The sequence below is a fragment of the Sphingomonas palmae genome (assembly GCF_900109565.1).
In the GTDB taxonomy this organism is placed as follows: domain Bacteria; phylum Pseudomonadota; class Alphaproteobacteria; order Sphingomonadales; family Sphingomonadaceae; genus Sphingomonas; species Sphingomonas palmae.
Window position 1 is genome coordinate 483981 of record NZ_FNZZ01000001.1, and the last position, 18719, is coordinate 502699.

Annotated in this window: 19 protein-coding genes, 2 tRNA genes and 2 pseudogenes; 13 read left to right on the forward strand and 10 right to left on the reverse strand. The window is 64.9% G+C overall.

The features are described from left to right. Positions 1 to 14 precede the first annotated feature (14 nt). The 3 genes from BMW51_RS02345 to BMW51_RS02355 are packed head-to-tail and all read left to right on the forward strand — an operon-like array spanning position 15 to position 2381. Positions 15 to 584, forward strand: coding sequence for a DUF1285 domain-containing protein (locus BMW51_RS02345; RefSeq protein ID WP_093002932.1), 570 nt, complete (start codon positions 15 to 17; stop codon positions 582 to 584). Between the two features lies 1 nt (position 585). After that, on the forward strand, positions 586 to 1194 hold the full coding sequence (locus tag BMW51_RS02350; protein WP_245708240.1) for a CoA pyrophosphatase: 609 nt from the start codon (positions 586 to 588) through the stop codon (positions 1192 to 1194). Continuing rightward, positions 1191 to 2381 (forward strand): CCA tRNA nucleotidyltransferase, encoded by a 1191-nt coding sequence (locus BMW51_RS02355; protein WP_093003822.1) that lies wholly within the window; start codon positions 1191 to 1193, stop codon positions 2379 to 2381. The genes BMW51_RS02350 and BMW51_RS02355 overlap by 4 nt, the downstream gene beginning before the upstream one ends. On the opposite strand, the gene BMW51_RS02360 is transcribed toward BMW51_RS02355, so the two are convergent. Together BMW51_RS02360 and parC are read right to left on the reverse strand one after the other, a co-directional pair. Continuing rightward, positions 2378 to 3937 carry a putative bifunctional diguanylate cyclase/phosphodiesterase gene (locus BMW51_RS02360; RefSeq protein WP_245708280.1) on the reverse strand — a complete coding sequence of 520 codons (1560 nt, stop codon included), beginning with the start codon at positions 3935 to 3937 and terminating at the stop codon, positions 2378 to 2380. The genes BMW51_RS02355 and BMW51_RS02360 overlap by 4 nt on opposite strands. Before the next feature lie 194 nt (positions 3938 to 4131). Further along, complete coding sequence (gene parC, locus BMW51_RS02365; protein ID WP_093002938.1) at positions 4132 to 6390, reverse strand: DNA topoisomerase IV subunit A; 2259 nt, start codon at positions 6388 to 6390, stop codon at positions 4132 to 4134. Between the two features lie 110 nt (positions 6391 to 6500). Here parC and BMW51_RS02370 point away from each other — a divergent pair, with 110 nt between their 5' ends. The 5 genes from BMW51_RS02370 to purQ all read left to right on the forward strand — a co-directional run bounded on the left by BMW51_RS02370 (position 6501) and on the right by purQ (position 10068). After that, positions 6501 to 7250: an AcvB/VirJ family lysyl-phosphatidylglycerol hydrolase gene (locus tag BMW51_RS02370; RefSeq protein WP_245708241.1), complete on the forward strand. Its 750-nt coding sequence runs from the start codon at positions 6501 to 6503 to the stop codon at positions 7248 to 7250. A gap of 59 nt (positions 7251 to 7309) precedes the next feature. Continuing rightward, positions 7310 to 8194 carry an alpha/beta hydrolase gene (locus BMW51_RS02375; RefSeq protein WP_245708242.1) on the forward strand — a complete coding sequence of 295 codons (885 nt, stop codon included), beginning with the start codon at positions 7310 to 7312 and terminating at the stop codon, positions 8192 to 8194. Between the two features lie 129 nt (positions 8195 to 8323). After that, positions 8324 to 9103 (forward strand): phosphoribosylaminoimidazolesuccinocarboxamide synthase, encoded by a 780-nt coding sequence (gene purC / locus BMW51_RS02380; RefSeq protein WP_093002944.1) that lies wholly within the window; start codon positions 8324 to 8326, stop codon positions 9101 to 9103. A gap of 72 nt (positions 9104 to 9175) precedes the next feature. Continuing rightward, positions 9176 to 9406 carry a phosphoribosylformylglycinamidine synthase subunit PurS gene (gene purS / locus BMW51_RS02385; protein ID WP_093002946.1) on the forward strand — a complete coding sequence of 77 codons (231 nt, stop codon included), beginning with the start codon at positions 9176 to 9178 and terminating at the stop codon, positions 9404 to 9406. Further along, on the forward strand, positions 9403 to 10068 hold the full coding sequence (gene purQ, locus BMW51_RS02390) for a phosphoribosylformylglycinamidine synthase subunit PurQ (protein WP_093002948.1): 666 nt from the start codon (positions 9403 to 9405) through the stop codon (positions 10066 to 10068). Before purS ends, purQ begins: the two co-directional genes overlap by 4 nt. A 24-nt stretch (positions 10069 to 10092) precedes the next feature. Here purQ and BMW51_RS02395 read toward each other — a convergent pair whose 3' ends face one another. Further along, the gene (locus BMW51_RS02395; RefSeq protein ID WP_093002950.1) at positions 10093 to 10854 is read right to left on the reverse strand and encodes a queuosine precursor transporter; all 762 of its coding nucleotides are present in this window, start codon (positions 10852 to 10854) and stop codon (positions 10093 to 10095) included. A 60-nt stretch (positions 10855 to 10914) separates the two neighbouring features. On the opposite strand from BMW51_RS02395, the gene BMW51_RS02400 reads away from it, so the two are divergent. From BMW51_RS02400 to BMW51_RS16415, 3 genes and pseudogenes are all read left to right on the forward strand, one after another. Then, a tRNA-Arg gene (locus BMW51_RS02400) sits at positions 10915 to 10991 on the forward strand. 108 nt (positions 10992 to 11099) lie between these two features. After that, positions 11100 to 11951 carry a hypothetical protein gene (locus tag BMW51_RS02405; RefSeq protein ID WP_143051780.1) on the forward strand — a complete coding sequence of 284 codons (852 nt, stop codon included), beginning with the start codon at positions 11100 to 11102 and terminating at the stop codon, positions 11949 to 11951. A gap of 149 nt (positions 11952 to 12100) precedes the next feature. Continuing rightward, positions 12101 to 12292 (forward strand): annotated as a pseudogene (locus BMW51_RS16415) (hypothetical protein); the annotation flags it as partial. On the opposite strand, the pseudogene BMW51_RS02410 reads toward BMW51_RS16415, so the two are convergent. The 3 genes and pseudogenes from BMW51_RS02410 to modA all read right to left on the reverse strand — a co-directional run. Beyond that, positions 12203 to 12649, reverse strand: a pseudogene (locus BMW51_RS02410) (ATP-binding cassette domain-containing protein); the annotation flags it as partial. The pseudogenes BMW51_RS16415 and BMW51_RS02410 overlap by 90 nt on opposite strands. Beyond that, complete coding sequence (gene modB / locus BMW51_RS02415; RefSeq protein WP_093002956.1) at positions 12639 to 13337, reverse strand: molybdate ABC transporter permease subunit; 699 nt, start codon at positions 13335 to 13337, stop codon at positions 12639 to 12641. The pseudogene BMW51_RS02410 and the gene modB, both read right to left, overlap by 11 nt. Then, the gene (modA, locus tag BMW51_RS02420; RefSeq protein ID WP_093002958.1) at positions 13334 to 14089 is read right to left on the reverse strand and encodes a molybdate ABC transporter substrate-binding protein; all 756 of its coding nucleotides are present in this window, start codon (positions 14087 to 14089) and stop codon (positions 13334 to 13336) included. Before modA ends, modB begins: the two co-directional genes overlap by 4 nt. A 106-nt stretch (positions 14090 to 14195) precedes the next feature. On the opposite strand from modA, the gene BMW51_RS02425 reads away from it, so the two are divergent. After that, positions 14196 to 14744: a putative antibiotic biosynthesis monooxygenase gene (locus BMW51_RS02425; protein WP_093002960.1), complete on the forward strand. Its 549-nt coding sequence runs from the start codon at positions 14196 to 14198 to the stop codon at positions 14742 to 14744. 21 nt (positions 14745 to 14765) lie between these two features. Here the strand turns inward: BMW51_RS02425 and lepA are convergent, their stop codons facing one another. The 3 genes from lepA to pnuC are packed head-to-tail and all read right to left on the reverse strand — an operon-like array spanning position 14766 to position 17698. Next, positions 14766 to 16577, reverse strand: a complete 1812-nt coding sequence (lepA, locus tag BMW51_RS02430; protein ID WP_093002962.1) for a translation elongation factor 4 — start codon at positions 16575 to 16577, stop codon at positions 14766 to 14768. Between the two features lie 54 nt (positions 16578 to 16631). Beyond that, positions 16632 to 17144, reverse strand: coding sequence for an AAA family ATPase (locus BMW51_RS02435; RefSeq protein WP_177171485.1), 513 nt, complete (start codon positions 17142 to 17144; stop codon positions 16632 to 16634). Then, positions 17144 to 17698 (reverse strand): nicotinamide riboside transporter PnuC, encoded by a 555-nt coding sequence (gene pnuC / locus BMW51_RS02440; protein WP_177171486.1) that lies wholly within the window; start codon positions 17696 to 17698, stop codon positions 17144 to 17146. Before pnuC ends, BMW51_RS02435 begins: the two co-directional genes overlap by 1 nt. A gap of 174 nt (positions 17699 to 17872) precedes the next feature. Between pnuC and BMW51_RS02445 the strand changes: the two genes are divergently transcribed. After that, positions 17873 to 17949, forward strand: a tRNA-Pro gene (locus tag BMW51_RS02445). Between the two features lie 87 nt (positions 17950 to 18036). Here the strand turns inward: BMW51_RS02445 and BMW51_RS02450 are convergent. Beyond that, complete coding sequence (locus tag BMW51_RS02450; RefSeq protein ID WP_093002966.1) at positions 18037 to 18696, reverse strand: epoxyqueuosine reductase QueH; 660 nt, start codon at positions 18694 to 18696, stop codon at positions 18037 to 18039. Positions 18697 to 18719: the final 23 nt, after the last annotated feature.

Below are 18719 nucleotides of genomic sequence, written 5' to 3' on the forward strand. Positions count from 1 at the left end.
CTACCTGATCGATCATGCCGATGGCCCCGCTCCCCGACTTCGATACGCTGACCGTCGCCGACATCGCGCGACTGGCGGACAGCGATCGTCTGCCGCCGGTAGAGCGCTGGAACCCGGACCATTGCGGCAACAGCGAGATGCGCATCGCGCGCGACGGCAGCTGGTTTCATCAAGGCTCGCCGATCGGGCGCGCGGCGATGGTGCGCGCGTTCAGCCGCATCCTGCGACGCGAGCCGGATGGCGGATACGTGCTCGTCACACCAGTCGAGAAGCTTGATATCGAAGTCGAGGACGCGCCGTTCGTCGCGGTGGAGATGAAGGTCGAAGGTTCGGGCAATGCGCAGGTGCTCGCCTTCCGCCTCAACACCGGCGATGTGGTCACCGCCTCTACCGAACACCCGCTGCGGATCGAAGAACGCGCCGATGGACCCCACCCCTACATCCACGTTCGCGGCGGGCTGGAGGCGCTGATTTCGCGCGCGATCTACTATGAGCTCGCGGAACTCGCACTCGCCGTTGACGGCAAACCGCTGGGGATATGGAGCAATGGCGCGTTCTTCCCGATCGCGCCCGCTGAACAGTAAAGTGAGCAGCGCCCCTGTCCTGCCGTCGCTGGCTACCCGGCTCGCGAAGGCGCTAGTATCATCGCACACGGTCGAGCTGCTGTCGGGAGATCGCGACGACCTGCCAGCGCACAACATGCTGACGGCCGCGGCGGTGCTGATCGCCGTTACCGATCGTGCGCAGCCGGGCGTGATCCTGACCCAGCGTACCGAAACGCTGCGCAAGCACGCGGGTCAGGTCGCTTTTCCCGGTGGTCGGCTCGATCCTGGCGAAGATGCGATCACCGCAGCACTGCGCGAGGCGGAGGAAGAGGTAGCACTACCGCGTTCGGCGGTCTCGGTGATCGGCCCGACCGATCTATACCGGACCGGCACCGGCTATTCGATCACGCCGGTAGTGGGCGTCGTCGCGCCGGACCTGCCGCTGCACCCTAACGAAGGCGAAGTCGCGAGCGTGTTCGAGGTGCCGTTGAGATTCCTGCTCGACCCTTCGAACCACCGGCAACGAACGGTCGAGTGGCAGGGGGAGCAGCGAACCTATTGGGAGATGACGTGGGAGGATCGACGGATCTGGGGCGCGACCGCGGGGATGATCGTCAACCTGATGCAGCGGCTGCGATGGACGGGATGACGGGATTGGTCCTGCCTCTTGCCCAGTGGCGGGAGCGTCCGGGGCTCGATCGGCTCGCTGGCGTCCTGGGTGCCCAGGCCGGTGAGGCGCGCTTCGTCGGTGGCGCCGTGCGCGACACGCTGCTCGGCCTCGACGTGCATGATCTCGATTTGGCGACCGTGCATTCACCTGACGAGGTGGTGCGGCGCCTTGAGGCCGCGGCGATCAAGGCGATCCCGACCGGCATCGCACACGGAACAGTGACCGCGGTGTCGTCGGGAACGGTCGTGGAAGTGACAACCCTGCGCCGCGACGTGTCTACCGACGGTCGCCACGCGGTGGTCGCGTACACCAACGACTGGCGGGAAGATGCGGCGCGGCGCGATTTCACGATCAATGCGCTCTACGCCGATCCGCTCGATGGTCGGGTCTACGATTGGTTTGGCGGGCTAGCCGATCTAGCAGAACGCCGGGTTCGCTTCATCGGTGATCCCTACCGCCGGATTGCGGAGGATCATCTTCGCATCCTGCGCTTCTTCCGCTTCCATGCCCGCTTCGGTGATCAGATCGCCGAGGAAGACCTGAATGCCTGTGTCGCGCGTGCCAACGACCTCATGGCGCTCAGCCGAGAGCGTGTCGCGGCAGAGCTGGTCAAGCTGCTGGTTGCGCGTTCGGCGGTTCCGGTAATTGAACTGATGCAGGAACGCGGCATCTTCCGCCCCATTCTGCCCGAGATCAACGCCTCGGGCGTGCGGCGACTGGCTGAGCTCGCCGATCGCGAGCGCGCGAACGGTGTCGCGCCCGATGCGATCCGCCGTCTGGCAGCGTTGTTGCCCGCTGAAGCAGCCGAGAGCGTCGGTGCCCGATTGAAGCTGAGCAACAACGACCGCAAGCGACTGGTGCTTGCGAACGCCGGTGTAGGACACGAGGGACCGCACGGCCTCGCTTTTCGCCACGGCGCGCAGAGCGCGCTCGATCGTCTGCTGCTCGCCGGCGACGACGTTTCGCCTCTAGTAGGATGGAACGCGCCCGCACTGCCCATCGGCGGAGGTGAACTGGTATCGCGAGGCTTGAGCAAGGGACCGCTGGTCGCGCGGACGCTGAAACGGATCGAGGCGCGCTGGATCGCGGAAGGTTTCCCGGACCGCACGCGCACGGCATTGATCGCCGACGAGGAGGTCGCGGCGGTCCTCGCCGACCAGCGCTAGCCGTTGCGCGTCAGCAGAAACGCGTAGGCGTCCTCGGCCTCCAGCGGATGCGCGAAGGCATAACCCTGGCCCGAGTGGCATCCGAGCGCCGCGAGCGTTTGCGCGACGTCGTGCGTCTCGATTCCCTCGGCCACGGTTCGCATGCTCAGCGCCTGCGACAGGCTCAGAATCGCGCGTACGATCGCGATCTTGTCGCGGTCAGCCAACATCCCGGTGATGAAGCTGCGGTCGATCTTCAGCACATCGATCGGCAATTTCTGCAACGACGCCAGGTTCGAGAAGCCGGTGCCGAAGTCGTCCATCGCGATCGTCAGGCCAAGTGATTTCAGCGCGGTGAGCATCCGCGCCATCCGCACGGGTTCGGTGATGAGCGCGCTCTCGGTCAATTCCAGCTTCAAGCGGTCGCCCGCCATTCCGGAGGCCGCGAGTGCGTATTCGACCACGTCGGGCACCGAGTCGCGCTGAAGCTGGATCGGCGACACGTTGACGCCGACCTTGACGCTCAGGCTCGCGTCACCGCGGCGGTCCCATCCGGCGAGCGTCGCTAGTGCCGCATCGATCGCCCAGCGGCCGAGCGGCACGATCAGCCCCGACTCCTCCGCCACGCGGATGAAGTCGGACGGTTGGTGCTGGACGCCATGTTCGTCGGTCCAGCGCGCCAAGGCCTCGAAACTCTCCACGCGGCCGGTCGCGAGATTGCAGATCGGCTGGTAGCGCAGCGTCAGCTCGGCATTGTCGATCGCGCGCCGAAGCGCCGTTTCCATCGCGAACTCGGCGCGCGCCGAATCGAGGGCCCGGGTCTGATATGCCTCGGCCTTTTTGCTCGACTTCGACTTCTTCATCGCGACCTGAGCGTGACGAATCACGTCTTCGGGCTCGCGCACCTGCGCGTCGCCGAACGCGATACCGATCGCGGAGGTCACGCGTATTTCGTACTCGCTCAGCCGGAACGGCGTGGCGAGCGCTGCCTGCAGTCGCTTGGCGACATGCTGCGCCTCGTCGTCGCGCTCGTCGATCGCGAGCAGGATGCCGAACTCGTCACCGCCAGTACGCGCCAGCACGTCGCGCGCGCGCAACGCACCCTTGATCCGGCGCGCAACGGTGATCAGCAACTCGTCGCCCGCCATGCTGCCGAGGCACGCGTTGATGCGACTGAACCGCTCGAGATCGACCATCAACACTGCCCATCGCGCACCATCGCTCGCGATCGTGCCGTCGAGCGCGTCGGTAAACCCGCTGCGGTTTGGCAGTCCCGTCAGCGAGTCGGTCGTCATCTCACGCCGTAGCGTCTCTTCAGTACGGACTTCCGCGGTCTGATCGACCAGCGAAACGATACAAACCGGTTCGTTACGCAGCGTCACGCGCGACAGGCAAACCCGGAAATACCGCCGCTCGACCTCGCCTCCCGACTGCCACTCGTGCTCCGCCTTCGCTGCCTCGCTCAGCAGGAATTCGCGGATGATTGGGTCGAGGCTGCTGCGTGCACCGATCTGCGCCCGCACAAACGCTTTGTTCGCCGATTCGTGCACGACCTGCGTTCCGCGCAACGACGCCATCAGCAATGGCACGGGGACGAGTTCCAGCGCGCCTTCCGCGGGCGAAAGGCCAGGCGGCGTGAGGTGAAGCACCCCGCTTCGCGCAACAGATGACAGACCGCGGACCATCACCGATGTTCATATAGGGCAACGATTAAGACCGACTTACCTTAAGATAAGGAGCCGATCCCGCCTCTATGCCGGACCCTGGTTCGTCAGAATCGATTGTCGCGGGGGAAGCCGTTCGGCGGCATGCGACCCGCAGCCCCACGCGCCGTTCGCCACGCGTTCAGATCGACCTCGGTCCGCGTGCGCTTGGCCTCGCCACGCATCGTCCAGCTCAGCCCCTGCGCGAAGACGAAGGTCTTGGCGTCGGCCAGCCCCCCCTCGCGGTAACGCTGCAATTGAACGCCCTGCCCGCGCGCCATCGCCGGCAGTTCGGCGAGCGGAAAGACGAGTAGTTTTCTATTATCGCCGATCACCGCGACGTAATCGTCGTCTGCCGCCACTGCGCGCACGACCGACAGCGTCGCGCCCGCGCGCGGCGTCATGACATTTTTTCCCTTGCGGGTTTCCGCAACCGTATCCGCGGTGCTGACGACGAACCCACGCCCGTCGGTCGCCGCCAGCAACAGGCGGTCCGCGCCGCGCGCTGGGAACAAAGCGATGATGCCGACGCTGCCGTCGAGATCGATGCTCGCACGCACCGGCTCGCCGAAACCGCGCCCGCCCGGCAATCTATCGGCGGCAAGCGTGTAGAAGCGTCCGTTCGCCGCGGCGAGCAGCAGCTTGTCGGTCGTTTGCGCATGAAAGGCGAAGGCAGGGCCGTCGCCTTCCTTGAACTTCATCGTCTCCGGCGCGGAGAGGTCGACGTGGCCCTTCATCGCGCGGATCCAGCCGCGCTCCGACAGGATTACGGTGATCGGCTCGCGCTCGATCATCGCCTCTAGTGGAATGTCGCGCGTGGGAGCCGCTTCCTCGATCGCGGTGCGACGATGCCCGAGTGGCGTGTCCGGGCCGTAGCGCGCGCGAACGCGCCCGAAATCGCGCTTCAGCCGCGTACGCTGCCGCGCCTCGCTGCCGAGCAGAAGCGTCAGGTCGGCCTGTTCCTTCTCGAGACTGGCCTGCTCGCGCTTCAGTTCCATCTCTTCGAGCCGGCGCAGGCTGCGCAGCCGCATGTTGAGGATCGCCTCGGCCTGCCGATCGGTCAGCGCGAACTCCGCAATCATCACCGCCTTCGGTTCGTCCTCAGTGCGAATAATCTCGATCACGCGATCGAGGTTGAGGAACGCAATGATGTAGCCGCCGACCAACTCCAGCCGGTCGGCGATCTTGCCCAGTCGGTGCTCGGTCCGGCGCCGCAGCACGACGAACTGGTGCTCGACCCAGGCGGCGAGCGCATCGCGCAGCGACATGACGCGCGGCGTGCGGTCCTTGTCGAGCACGTTCAAATTGAGCGGCACGCGCGTTTCGAGATCGGACAGGCGGAACAGCCCGTCCATCAACACCTGCGCGTCGACCGTGCGACTGCGCGGTTCCAGCACCAGGCGAACCTCGGCGTCGCTCTCGTCACGCACGTCGGCGAGGATCGGCAGCTTCTTGTCGTTGATCAGGCTGGCGATCTGCTCGATCAGCTTGCCCTTCTGCACGCCGTAGGGAATTTCCGAGACAACGATCTGCCAGGTGCCGCCCTTTTCCCGCTCCACGCTCCAGCGCGCCCGCACGCGAAACGCGCCTCGACCCGTGACATAGGCCTCGGTGATCGCCGCCTGCGGATCGACCACCAGTCCCCCGGTCGGGAAGTCCGGTCCCTTCACCAGCGCGAGCACGTCAGCGTCGCTCGCCTCGGGCGTGTCGACCAGCATCACTGCCGCGTCGAGCAGTTCGGCCGCGTTGTGCGGCGGGATCGCGGTTGCCATGCCGACCGCGATCCCTGCCGCGCCATTGGCGAGCAGATTGGGGAACGCGCCCGGGAACAGCTCCGGCTCCTGTTCTTCGCCATTGTAGGTGGGACGGAACTCGACCGCGTCCTCGTCGAGACCATCCATCAGGTCGATCGCGACCTGCGTCAGCCGTGCCTCGGTGTAGCGATAGGCGGCGGCATTATCGCCGTCGATATTGCCGAAATTGCCCTGCCCGTCGACCAGCGGGTAACGAAGCGCAAAGTCCTGCGCCAGGCGCACCATCGCGTCATAGACGGACTGGTCACCGTGCGGGTGATATTTGCCGATCACGTCGCCGACGACGCGCGCGCACTTCTTGTACCCGGCCGCAGGATCGAGCCGCAACAGCCTCATTGCCCACAACAAACGTCGATGCACCGGCTTCAGACCATCGCGCACGTCGGGCAACGACCGCGCCGTGATCGTCGAAAGCGCATAAACGAGGTAACGCTCGGACAATGCACTGTCGAACGGCGCATCGAGCACGCCGACGGGCGGATTGTCGGGAAGGTCGGTGATCTTGGTCGGCATCGTCCCGGCCGTACCTATCAGTCCTGTTGCCCGCCGTTAAGAGGCAGCACCGCATGGGCTTGCGACCCCGTCCGGGTTATAGCTTCCCATCGCCTGTCGTGAGAAAAGCCGTGACGCCTTCTTCCACCCGCCGCCTTCGCCGCGGCGTCATCGTGACCGCCGTGATCTCCGCCATCATCTGCGGATTGGTCGGCCTCGCCGGATATTTCGATCGTGATCCGTACGAACTCTATCCGGCTAAGGGGCGCGCACTGCCGATCGCTGCGGTCAATTTCTCTGGCGACATGGGCGTTCGCTTCCTGCTCGGCGCATCGACCATGCGCGGGCTGACCGAGCACGGCGTTACGACGATGGCAGTGGTCACCCCGGCACTGTTCCGCCATTATCGCACGCGTGCCGAGACCGACACGATCGTCGCCGACGGCGTCCGCACCGCACTAAACCGCACCGGCGCCAAAAAGATCGTCGTGATCGGCCAATCGTACGGCGCCGACATCGTTCAGACCGGGCTAGCCGATCTGCCGCCCGACCTTCGCGCACGGGTCGCGGCGATCATCCTGATCCTTCCGGGCGAGACCGTGTTCTTCCGCGCTGACCCTAGCAGCATCGAGTATCACGGCACCCCCGACGCCTATGGGATCGAGACGGCACGGACGCTTACCTGGGCACCGCTCACCTGCATCTACGGTGTGGAGGAGGACGACAGCCTGTGCCCGCACCTGCGCCTGCCGGGCGCGCGGATCATCGGCATGCCGGGCGGACACAATATTCGCCACGACGAGGCCGGACTGTTGCGCCACGTCCTTCACGCGATCGCCCGCGTGACGCCCGCGCCGCTGCGTGGCAGGTTGACGGCATGATCCCGCGTCGTCTTCTCGCTGCCACCCTCGCCTGCGCCATCACAGGAAGCGCGCTGACCATGCCGGACCCGACCCAGGCGGCCCCAGCCGCGTTCAAACCGCTGACCTGGGACGATCTGACTAAGCGCCCGCGCCCCTCCCCCGATGCGACCGTCAGCTACGGCGATGGCCAAATGCAGAAGATCGACGTCTGGCTGCCGCGGGGAAAAGGCCCGTTCCCGACTGTGCTGATGGTCCACGGCGGCTGCTGGACCACCGCCATCGCCGACCGCACGCTGATGAACTGGGTCGCCGACGATCTGCGTCGATCGGGCGTCGCTGTGTGGAACATCGACTATCGCGGCGTCGATCGTGCGGGTGGCGGCTACCCGGGTACCTTCAGCGATGCTGCCAAGGCCGCGGATCAACTCCTTGTCTCGGCGCCGAAATTCCACCTCGATACGAAGCGGATCGTCGCGGTCGGCCATTCCGCGGGTGGTCACCTTGCTCTGTGGCTGGCGGCACGTGGCCGGCTGCCGAAGGGCAGCCCTTTGTGGAGCGCCCATCCGCTGCCGATCACGCACGTCACCAGCCTGGGCGGGCTGCCTAACCTTGAGGCGACCGCGAAAAGTCCCGACAACGGGTGCGGAACCACCGTTGTCACGAAGCTCGTCGGCACCGGCCGCACCGATCCCTACGCCGACACGTCGGTGCCTCGGCTGCTGCCACTCGGCGTCGCGCAAGATCTGGTGAACGGGCGTGAGGACAGAATCATCCCGTTCCGGTTCGCCACCGATTATGTCGCGCGAGCACGCTCGGCGGGCGACCACGTCACCCTCCACACTGTGCCGAACACCGGGCATGTCGAACTCGTCACGCCGGATACCGCGGCTTGGCGGCAAGCCAAGCGCCTGCTGCTCGAACAACTCGGTGTCCCCGATCGACAGCTCGACACGGCGCGCTGATCGCCGCGCCGCAGCACAAGCCCTTTTCGCAAGCTCGGCTTTCCCCTATAGCGCCGCACATCATCGCCCCGGTTGCGCGACAACAGGTCCGCGCTCCCGGGGCGTCCTTATTTCGCGAAAGGGCGATCGATGGCGCGCAGGCGGCAGATCTACGAAGGCAAGGCCAAGATCCTGTACGAGGGTCCTGAACCGGGCACGCTGATCCAATATTTCAAGGACGACGCCACCGCCTTCAACGCGCAGAAGAAGGGCACGATCAACGGGAAGGGCGTGCTCAACAATCGCATCAGCGAGCACATCTACACGCTCCTTGGCCATATCGGCGTACCGACGCACTTCATACGCCGTCTCAACATGCGCGAGCAACTCATCCGGCAGGTTGAGATCGTGCCGGTCGAGGTGATGGTCCGAAACGTCGCTGCCGGTTCGCTGTCCAAGCGGCTCGGGATCGAGGAAGGCGTTCAGCTTCCCCGCACGATCATCGAATATGCCTACAAGTCGGACGAGCTCGGCGATCCGATGATCACCGACGAACATATCGCGGCGTTCGGGTGGGCAAGCCAGGAGGAGATGCACGACATCGCCGATCTGGCGATCCGCGTGAACGACTTTCTGTGCGGTCTGTTCGCCGGCGTCGGCATCCGGCTGGTTGACTTCAAGCTCGAGTTCGGCCGCATCTGGGATAACGACTACAGCCGGATCATCCTGGCGGACGAGATCAGCCCCGATTGCTGTCGCTTGTGGGACATGGAAAGCGACGAGAAGCTCGACAAGGATCGCTTCCGCCGCGATCTTGGCGGCGAGGTCGAGGCTTATCAGGAGGTTGCGCGTCGGCTTGGCCTATTGCCCGAAGGTAGCGAGAACGCCGTGCTTGACATGGAGACGCACCGCAAGAAGCGCGGCAAGTAACAACTGCGCCAGCCCCGCCAGGGCATGCGAAAACCTTGCTCCTCATCGAGCATCACGGCATAGGCGACGCCCATGAAGCTTACCATTCACGTCACGCTGAAACCGGGTGTTCTCGACCCGCAGGGCAAGGCCATCGAGCACGCGCTCTCCGGTCTGGGCTTCGAAGGAGTTCACGGCGCGCGTGTCGGCAAGCTGATCGAGCTGGATGTCGATGAGGGCACCAGCGATGCGGACCTTGATGCGATGTGCCGCAAGCTGCTCGCCAATACCGTGATCGAGAACTACCGGATCCAACGCGCATGAAGAGCGCCGTGGTCGTCTTTCCCGGCTCCAATTGCGACCGCGACATCGCCGTCGCGCTGGAGCAGGTGACGGGCACCAGACCGGTGATGGTGTGGCACCGCGACACCACTCTGCCCGATGACATCGCGCTGGTGGCGGTGCCGGGCGGCTTCTCCTACGGCGACTACCTCCGCTCGGGCGCGATCGCGGCACGGTCTCCGATCATGCGCGACGTGGTCGACCGTGCGGGCAAGGGGTTACCGGTGCTCGGCATCTGCAACGGCTTTCAGGTACTGACCGAAGCCGGGTTGCTGCCGGGCGCGCTGATGCGCAACGCCGGGCTCGACTTCGTCTGCCGTGACGTGGCGTTGACGGCTAACGAAACGCGTTCGATGTTCACCAACGGCTATTCCGCTGGGGAAACGATACGGATTCCCGTCGCGCATCACGACGGCAATTACGTCGCGGATGTCGAAACGCTCGACCGACTGGAAGGCGAAGGCCAGGTTGCTTTCCGCTACGCCGAGCCGGTCAACGGCAGCGCGCGCGATATCGCCGGCCTCGTCAATGCGGACGGCAACGTGCTCGGCATGATGCCGCACCCGGAGCGCCGGATCGAACCCGCGCATGGCGGCACCGACGGTCGTCGCCTGTTCGAAGGATTGCTCGAACGCGTGGCCTGACGCGCAGCAGCGTCGAGCACAGCCCTATACGCGTGCGCGGAAGGGTGAGAAGTCGGTGCGCTGATCAAACACGTCGACGCCCTCGGCGCGCTTCAGCCCGTCGACGACCGCGTAGGTGACGGGCGTGAGCAGCACCTCCCACGCCACCTTCAATGCCCATTGTGTGAACAGAACCGTGACGACCAGCCGGCCGGTCCATCCGGTCGCGCCAAGGAACGCCAGCGGGTAGAAAATCAGACTGTCGACCGCCTGTCCCGCAACGGTTGATCCGATCGTCCGCATCCACAGGTGCCGCCCGCCGCTCCATACCTTCATGCGCGCGAGCACGTACGAGTTGACGAACTCGCCCGCCCAGAACGCGCACATGCTCGCGAAGACGATCCGGGGCACCTGCCCGAACACTGTCTCGTATGCCGTCTGGTTGGTCCAATCGGGTGCGGGCGGCAGCGCGACCACGACCCAGGCCATGAACGCCATGAACACCGTCGCCACGAACCCGGCCCATATGACGCGGCGTGCGCGTGCGTATCCGTAAACCTCCGTCAGCACGTCGCCGAGCACATAACTGACGGGGAAGAACAGTATCCCTGCGCCGAACGGCCACGCACCGACGACCGGCAGCGTCACCACCGCGACCTTACCTGCACCCAGTACATTCGACAACAGCAGGATCGCGACGAACGCGGCCATGACGAAGTCGTAGTAGCGCAGCGATCGTCCGGCCAGTGCATCGGCTTCCACGACTGCGAGTGGCGCGTCTGATGGACGCGATGCTGGCTGGGTCATGACAGTTTTATACGCGACAGTTTCGCGCACTCGCAATCCGCGCTAATCGACTTCCTGCGCGCGCCCGTAGCTCAGTTGGATAGAGCACGAGCCTTCTAAGCTTGGGGCCGCTGGTTCGAATCCAGCCGGGCGCGCCACTGGATTGTGCTGGGTGAAACCGATCGTCGGCTGCCGAGCAGCAAACCGCTGGTGGTCATTACCAGTCGCCGGACAAATGAACCCTGTACGCACCAGTGGCGTTGACCATGCTAGTTTTATCCTTCCGGCGTGACGTACTGGCGTCGGAATTGGCTGAGTGGACGATGAAAACACGCGCGAACATCGCCAGCATGCTTTTTTGTGCAGCAGCGTTCGCGCTGTCCGGTTGCACCACGCAACAGGCGTCGATCCAACCACCGCCGGTAGTTGCCACGCTGCCCCCTCCGCCCGCGGTGCCGCCGGTCATGCCCGCCGGTGGCTATATCGGCATGAAAAGCCCGACCAAGCGCGCGGACGGTCGCTACTTCACGCCCAATCTCGACAACACCGACCAGGCGGCCGTCTGGCACTTGCGCAATGCCTTGAACGTCGCGGCGCTCGGCTGCGATCAGGCGGGGGGAGGTGTGCTCGCACCGTATAACGAGTGGCTTCAAACCCACGCCACCGTGATCGACCGCTACTACCAAGCCTTGCTTCGCGAATGGCAGGCGGCAGGTTGGTGGGACTGGCAACGTGTTTATGATGACAATCAGACGCGTATCTACAACTTCTACGCGCAGCCTGCGATCAGGACTGCCTTCTGCGCGGCGGCGCGCAAAGAGGTTGTGCAGGTCGGTCAAGTGGCGGATGACGATCTGCCCACCTTCGCGCGTGCGGCCCTGCTCCGGCTCGATCGTCCGTTCGTCGATTTTTTCGCGGCCTATGATGCTTGGCGCAATTATTATGATCCGGCGCCGCCACCTCTGGTGAAGACGATCGACATACCCGCGGTAGCGCCCTCACCTACTGCTGCAACGGCGCAGCTAGACGGCACCTCAGCGACGCTTGAGCCGCCGGCATCTTCAGAGCCAGAGGTCGGAGCTGCTCCCGTCTCGGCAGCGGTCGAACCACAATCCTAGCGGAGTTGTCGAGGATCGTCGGTTCGATAACCTGTCATGGATGCGCTAAGCAGGAATGACCGTTGTGTCGCCGCCACGAGTGTAACGACACGCGATTAGCCGAGAAGGCCGATGATGCGGTCACCCAATCGTTCGGCCTCACCGCGATCGTGCGTGACGAGCAGGATAGGCAATCGGGTGGCGTGCCGAATGGTCGCGACAGCGTTCATGGCATCGCCGCGACGCGCTGCGTCGAGCGAGGCGAGCGGCTCGTCGAGCAGCAGGAAGTCTGGTTTGCTCAACAACGCGCGGCCGATCGCAACGCGCTTCGCCTCACCGCCCGAAAGGCTCCGCGGCCATCGATCGAGCAGGTGAGCAATGTCGAGAAGATTCGCAATTTCTGTGACTTGACGAGTGTCGCTTCCACCATAACGCAGGTTATCTTGGACACGTTTGTGCGGGAATAGTCGAGCGTCCTGAAAAACGTAGCCCGCGCGGCGCTGCTCCGGAGCAAGGTTGATCCCAGCGTCTGCGTCGAACAAGGTGCGGCCCCCCACCCGAATATGGCCGCGGTCAGGTGTGACCAGGCCGGCGATCATGTCGAGCATGCTTGTCTTGCCGGCACCTGATGGCGCGAACAGCACGGTGACGCCACCGGGGACGGCGAAGCGTGCAGCGATCTGCCCGCCGCGGCCGGTTACGTTGACGTCAAAGGACATGCATTCCCCTGCCCGCGCGGCGCACCAACGCGTCCGATGCGATCAGCGCGCCGAGCGACAGCGCGACCGAGATACCGGCCAGCCGCCACACCTGCTGCTCGCCTCCGGGTTGCTGGAGCGCGGCGTAGATGGCGAGCGGCAGCGTTTGCGTTTCGCCGGGCACGTTACTGACGAAGGTGACCGTCGCGCCGAACTCCCCGATCGAGCGCGCGAAGCCGAGGACGGCCGCGGCCAAGACGCCGGGCAGTGCGAGCGGCAGCGTGATCGTGGCGTAAGTGCGCCACCGCGACGCGCCGAGCGTTCGCGCTGCCTGTTCCAGCCGCTGATCGACCGCCTCGATCGAGAGCCGCATCGCTCGCACCATCAGCGGCAATGCCATGACCGCCGCCGCGATCGTCGCGCCGGTCCAGCGAAACAACACGCTGACACCGAAACAATCCTCGAGCACGGACCCGATCGGTCCGGCCGGCGCGAAGGCCAGCAGCAGCATCCAGCCCGTCACCACGGGCGGCACGACGAGCGGCAGATGCACGATGCCATCCAGCAGCACCTTGCCTGGGAAGTGCCACCGCGCAAGAATCCAGGCGAGCAAGAAGGCAAAGGGCAGGCACGCGAGCGTCGCGGTGCCGCCGATCAGGAGCGACAGGCGTACGATCCCGCCGAGCTCACCTGCTGCGAAGTCAGTCACCGCGTCGCGAAACCACGCCGCGCGAGGATGGCCTGCCCAGCTGGGGAGAGCAGAAAACGACGGAACTGCTCGCCTTCCATGTTCCTCGACCGGGCCACTCGCGCGATCGGGTAGATGATCGGCGCGTGACTGTTCGGCGGGAACACGCCAGCCAATCGGACCTTAGCCGAGGCGCGCGCGTCGGTCGCGTAGACGATGCCGAAGGGCGCTGCGCCGCGCTCGACCAGCGCGAGCGCGGCGCGCACGTTCTCGGCTCTGACGACATGCGGCTGAACGATCGCCCACGCGCCCATGTGGGTCAGTGCCTGTTGTCCATAGCGGCCGGCGGGCACCGCGCTCGGATCGGCCATCGCCAGCGGTCCGGCAGCCAGCACACGCGCGAGCGCTTCGCCACGCAAACCGCCGAGCGAGCGGCCTCCCGCCTGTCCCACGACGACCAGCCGCCCCCGCGCGAGCACCGTGCGCGAACCCGGTGCGATCAGATGGCGGCGTTGCAGTTGATCCATCCACTCGCTGTCGGCGGACACGAACAGGTCGGCGGGTGCGCCGGCTTCGATCTGCCGTGCAAGCGCCGACGAGGCGGCAAAAGCCAGCACCGGCCGCGGGTGGCCAGCGCGCGCCCAAGCATCCGCCGCATCAATCATCGCTTCCTGCATGCTAGCGGCGGCAAGCACGATCGGAGCCGGGGTCTTCGCCGCAGCAGGAGCCACGAGCAAGGTGGCGAACAGGATGACGATCAGCCGACGGATCATGCGCTTTACTGTATCGCGCCAGATACCGTGACGCCAGCCGTGCCTGATCTGCGGCTCAACATGCTCAATAGGCGCAACACGGCACTAGGACGGACGTTGCAGCTCGATGACCGACGATCCCCGACCTGCAACACTGGTGCTCAGCCGCGCGGTGAAGCCTGGAAAGGCGGACGCGCTGCGTCAGTGGATGGAAGAGGTGACCTCCGCGGCAGCAGCGGCAGGGGGCTTTGCCGGATCGGTCCGCCTGGGACAGACCAACGCGCTCCAACACCTGCTCTATCGCTTCCGCTCGCGCGCGTTGCTTGACGCCTTTCGCGCAAGCGAGGCTTTCAAGACGCTCGTAGCAGAGGGCGAGAAGCTCGCGACCGGGCTCGATCAGGTCGAGGATGGGTGCCGTGTTGAGATCGAGCTGCCAAGCGACGCCAGCGCATCACCGTGGAAGCGCTTCGTCGTGACATGGCTATCTGTGCTGCCGGTCCTGCTCGTCGTCAGCACTGCGGCGCGCAAGCTGCTGCCGTTCCTGCCGGCGCCGCTCCAGGTCGCTGTCTCGTCGCTCGTCCTGACGTCGCTCCTGCAATGGGTTATCCTGCCACGCGTCCAGCATGCCGCACGCGCGTGGATGTTGAAGAGCACGGCCGGCAAGCTGCGGACCTGACGGCCGGGTCGCGCCGCTAAATTAGCCCTCGTCGCCCATCCGCAATGCCGCGATGAATGCTTCCTGCGGGATCTGCACGGAGCCATATTCGCGCATCTTGAGCTTGCCCTTCTTCTGCTTGTCCAGCAGCTTGCGCTTACGCGTTGCATCGCCGCCGTAACATTTCGCGGTCACGTCCTTGCGCATTGCGCTGATCGTCTCGCGCGCGATCACCTTGCCACCGATTGCAGCCTGGATCGGGATCTTGAACAGGTGACGCGGGATCAGCTCCTTTAGCCGCTCGCACATCCCGCGGCCGCGCGTCTCGGCGGTGCCGCGGTGGACGATCATGCTGAGCGCATCGACCGGCTCCTCGTTGACGAGGATGCTCATCTTGACGAGATCGCCCTCGCGGTAGCCGATCTGGTGATAATCGAAGCTTGCGTAGCCTTTCGAAAGCGATTTCAGCCGATCGTAGAAGTCGAACACCACCTCGTTGAGCGGTAGTTCGTACGTCGCCTGTGCGCGCCCGCCGACGTAGGTCAGGTTCTTCTGAATACCGCGGCGGTCCTGACAAAGCTTCAGGATGCTGCCGAGATATTCGTCGGGCACATAGATCGTCGCCTCGATCCACGGCTCGCTGATCGTCGCGATCTTGTTTGGGTCGGGCATGTCGGCAGGATTGTGCAGCTCGATCGAGCCGGCGCCGTGGGTCAACTCGATCTCGTACACCACGCTCGGTGCGGTGGTGATGAGATCGAGGTCGTACTCGCGCATGAGCCGCTCCTGAATGATCTCCAGGTGAAGCAGTCCCAGGAAGCCACAACGAAAGCCGAAGCCGAGCGCGGCCGAGGTCTCCATCTCGAAGCTGAACGACGCGTCGTTCAGCCGCAGCTTGCTGATCGATTCGCGCAGCTTTTCGAAATCGTTGGCGTCGAGCGGAAACAGCCCGCAGAACACCACCGGCTGCACTTCCTTGAAGCCCTCCAGCGGTTCGGCGGTCGGCTTCTTGGCGTCGGTCAGCGTGTCGCCGACGCGCGCCTGTGCCACGTCCTTGATCTGCGCGGTGATGAAGCCGATCTCACCCGGGCCGAGGTCGGTCAGCTGTTCGATCTTCGGGCGGAAGCACCCGACGCGGTCGACCAGATGCTGCGTTCCCGCCTGCATGAAGGTGACCTGCTGCCCCTTCTTCAGCGTGCCGTCGATCACGCGGATCAGGATCACGACGCCGAGATATGGGTCGTACCACGAATCGACCAGCATCGCCTTCAGCGGTGCACTCGCGTCACCCTTGGGCGCTGGGATCTTGGTGACGACCGCCTCCAGGATGTCGGCAATGCCGATCCCAGATTTCGCGCTCGCCAGCACCGCCTCGGACGCGTCCAGGCCGATCACATCCTCGATCTCGGCACGAACCTTCTCCGGCTCGGCCGCGGGCAGATCGATCTTGTTGATGACGGGCACGATCTCGTGGTCGTGCTCGATCGACTGGTAGACGTTGGCGAGCGTCTGCGCCTCCACTCCCTGTGCCGCATCGACCACCAGCAGCGCGCCCTCGCACGCCGCTAGGCTGCGCGACACTTCGTAGGCGAAATCGACGTGGCCCGGCGTGTCCATCAGGTTGAGCGTGTAGGTCTCACCGTCCTTCGCCTTGTACGCGAGGCGCACTGTCTGCGCCTTAATGGTGATGCCGCGCTCGCGCTCGATATCCATGTTGTCGAGCACCTGCTCGCTCATTTCGCGATCGGTGAGGCCGCCAGTGGCCTGGATCAGCCGGTCGGCGAGCGTGGATTTGCCGTGATCGATGTGCGCGATGATCGAGAAATTGCGAATGTGCGAGAGCGGGGTAGCCATGATCCGCGCGCGTTAGCAGGCGCGCGGCAAAAGCCAAAGCGCCGCGCTTGCCGATCAGCCCGCCGCGCGGATCGCGGCGAGCGCCGACAGGTAGCGGGCGCTTCCCTGCCCCGACACCAATGTCCAGCGTACCCCGCGACGCTCAAGCTCGAGACGTGACAGGTCGAAAAATCGCTGCCGCTCGGCCTGCGTGCCGAACATGCGCGTGCCGTCTGCCTCCCACCGCAGGTCGATGTCGAACAACAGGTAGAGATCGGCGGTGTTGGTCCAGCGTGCGAACCACGGGTCGCGGCGCCCGAACATCATATCCGCCCACACCGCCGTCATCAGCGGATCAGTGTCGAGGATCACCGGCTGGTCACCCGACGCAACCGCCGCGCGCGTCTTGGCGTCGTGCCCGCGCGCGATCGCAACCAGGTCCGCCATTGTCAGGTCGGTGCCGTGCTGCTCGCAATAGGCGCGGCCGAACTCGGCGACGCACTGGGCATCGAAGTGGCGTGCCAGCCGGGGCGCCATCGTCGACTTGCCGGTGCTCTCGGGTCCGTGCAGACAGATGGTGCGCAACATCAGGTGGCGATGATCCCTGGCGCCGATCGACATACGGCGCGGCGCCAGTCGATAAGCCCCCACACCGACAAGGCAAGATAAAGCAGGTAGAACGCGGCAAACAGGTACAGCTGCTTGGCGAGGTAGAGCGGTACCGAGGCGACATCGACTGCAATCCACAGCCACCATTGCTCGACGCGCCGCTTGGCCATCAGCAACTGCGCCGCGACGCTGGTGCCGGCGATCAGCGCATCCCAGATCGGATAAGAGGCGTCGGTGAAGCGATGAACGAGCGTCGCCCAACTGAGTGAAGCAACGAGGGTCCCGGCCAACCAGCGCAAGCGAGTGGACGCTGACATATGCGTTACTCGCACCGCACCCGCGGCGTCCGTGCTGCGAGACCAGTTGAGCCAGCCGTAGACGTTCGCGACGACGAAGAACGCCTGCAACAGCGCGTCACTGTACAGCCGGTGCTCGAACACCACGACGCCGAGCAACGTGACCGAAGCGATGCCGCACGGGAACGTCCACACACTTCGCCGCGCAGCAAACGCGACGCAGGCGAGGCCCAGCAAGGTCGCGATCCAATCGATGCCGCCCGTAGCGCCTGCTACTTCGCAGGCGGGCGCGACGCCATCTTCAAGCTCGATCAGCTCCGCTGGAAATTTGCGCGACGACCCGCTTGCAGCCGCTGATTTCGCTGATATAAGCCGCCGCCTGCCCCCGACCTGGTCGGGTAAGCACATGGTCGGGGAATAGCTCAGCCTGGTAGAGCACTGCCTTCGGGAGGCAGGGGCCGGAGGTTCGAATCCTCTTTCCCCGACCAACTTTCCCGCGCTTTAGGTCTCAGCGTGTACGCGCCAGCCTCGCCGAGTAAAAGCCGCTCGTCAGATGAGCGGCACGGCGCGCAGCTTCAGCCTTTCACCTCGTCACTGTAGTAGAGTTCACCGATGCGTATCTCTTCGCGGCCCTGCGCCACGCGATGCGCGTTGCTGTCACGCAGCGAGTAGACGCAGCCGCAATATTCCTGCTGGTAGAAGCGCTCGCGCTTCGATATCTCGATCATGCGCGCGGCTCCGCCCCCCTTGCGCCAGTTGAACGTCCAATAGTCGATGCCGGGATAATGCGACGCGGCACGCTCGCCCGAACCATTGATCTGGTTCATGTCCTTCCAGCGCGAGATACCGAGCGACGAGGTGATGACGGGAAAGCCGTGCTCGTGCGCGTAGAGCGCGGTACGCTCGAAGCGCATGTCGAAGCACATCGTGCAACGCGCGCCCCGTTCGGGCTCCCACTCCATCCCCTTGGCGCGCTTGAACCAGTTCACCGTGTCGTAATCGGCGTCGACGAACGGCACGTCGTGCTCGCGCGCGAAGCGGATGTTCTCCTCCTTGCGGAGCAGATATTCTTCCTTCGGGTGGATGTTTGGATTGTAGAAGAAGATCGTATAGTCGATCCCGCTCGCGGTCATCGCTTCCATCACCTCGCCCGAGCATGGCGCGCAGCACGAGTGAAGCAGCACTTTCTTCTCGCCGTTGGGCGGCACGAGGACGGGACGTTGAAGCTCAGTCATGCCGGTTGCCTTAGCGGATCGTG

What these genes read in the sequence shown, in the direction of transcription:
- BMW51_RS02345 (WP_093002932.1), top strand. Translation starts at nt 15, where the DNA reads ATGCCGATGGCCCCGCTCCCCGACTTCGATACGCTGACCGTCGCCGAC.
- BMW51_RS02355 (WP_093003822.1), top strand. Translation starts at nt 1,191, where the DNA reads ATGACGGGATTGGTCCTGCCTCTTGCCCAGTGGCGGGAGCGTCCGGGG.
- BMW51_RS02360 (WP_245708280.1), bottom strand. Translation starts at nt 3,937, where the DNA reads ATGGCGTCGTTGCGCGGAACGCAGGTCGTGCACGAATCGGCGAACAAA.
- parC (WP_093002938.1), bottom strand. Translation starts at nt 6,390, where the DNA reads ATGCCGACCAAGATCACCGACCTTCCCGACAATCCGCCCGTCGGCGTG.
- BMW51_RS02375 (WP_245708242.1), top strand. Translation starts at nt 7,310, where the DNA reads ATGCCGGACCCGACCCAGGCGGCCCCAGCCGCGTTCAAACCGCTGACC.
- purC (WP_093002944.1), top strand. Translation starts at nt 8,324, where the DNA reads ATGGCGCGCAGGCGGCAGATCTACGAAGGCAAGGCCAAGATCCTGTAC.
- purS (WP_093002946.1), top strand. Translation starts at nt 9,176, where the DNA reads ATGAAGCTTACCATTCACGTCACGCTGAAACCGGGTGTTCTCGACCCG.
- purQ (WP_093002948.1), top strand. Translation starts at nt 9,403, where the DNA reads ATGAAGAGCGCCGTGGTCGTCTTTCCCGGCTCCAATTGCGACCGCGAC.
- BMW51_RS02395 (WP_093002950.1), bottom strand. Translation starts at nt 10,854, where the DNA reads ATGACCCAGCCAGCATCGCGTCCATCAGACGCGCCACTCGCAGTCGTG.
- BMW51_RS02405 (WP_143051780.1), top strand. Translation starts at nt 11,100, where the DNA reads ATGCTAGTTTTATCCTTCCGGCGTGACGTACTGGCGTCGGAATTGGCT.
- modA (WP_093002958.1), bottom strand. Translation starts at nt 14,089, where the DNA reads ATGATCCGTCGGCTGATCGTCATCCTGTTCGCCACCTTGCTCGTGGCT.
- BMW51_RS02425 (WP_093002960.1), top strand. Translation starts at nt 14,196, where the DNA reads ATGACCGACGATCCCCGACCTGCAACACTGGTGCTCAGCCGCGCGGTG.
- lepA (WP_093002962.1), bottom strand. Translation starts at nt 16,577, where the DNA reads ATGGCTACCCCGCTCTCGCACATTCGCAATTTCTCGATCATCGCGCAC.
- BMW51_RS02435 (WP_177171485.1), bottom strand. Translation starts at nt 17,144, where the DNA reads ATGTTGCGCACCATCTGTCTGCACGGACCCGAGAGCACCGGCAAGTCG.
- BMW51_RS02450 (WP_093002966.1), bottom strand. Translation starts at nt 18,696, where the DNA reads ATGACTGAGCTTCAACGTCCCGTCCTCGTGCCGCCCAACGGCGAGAAG.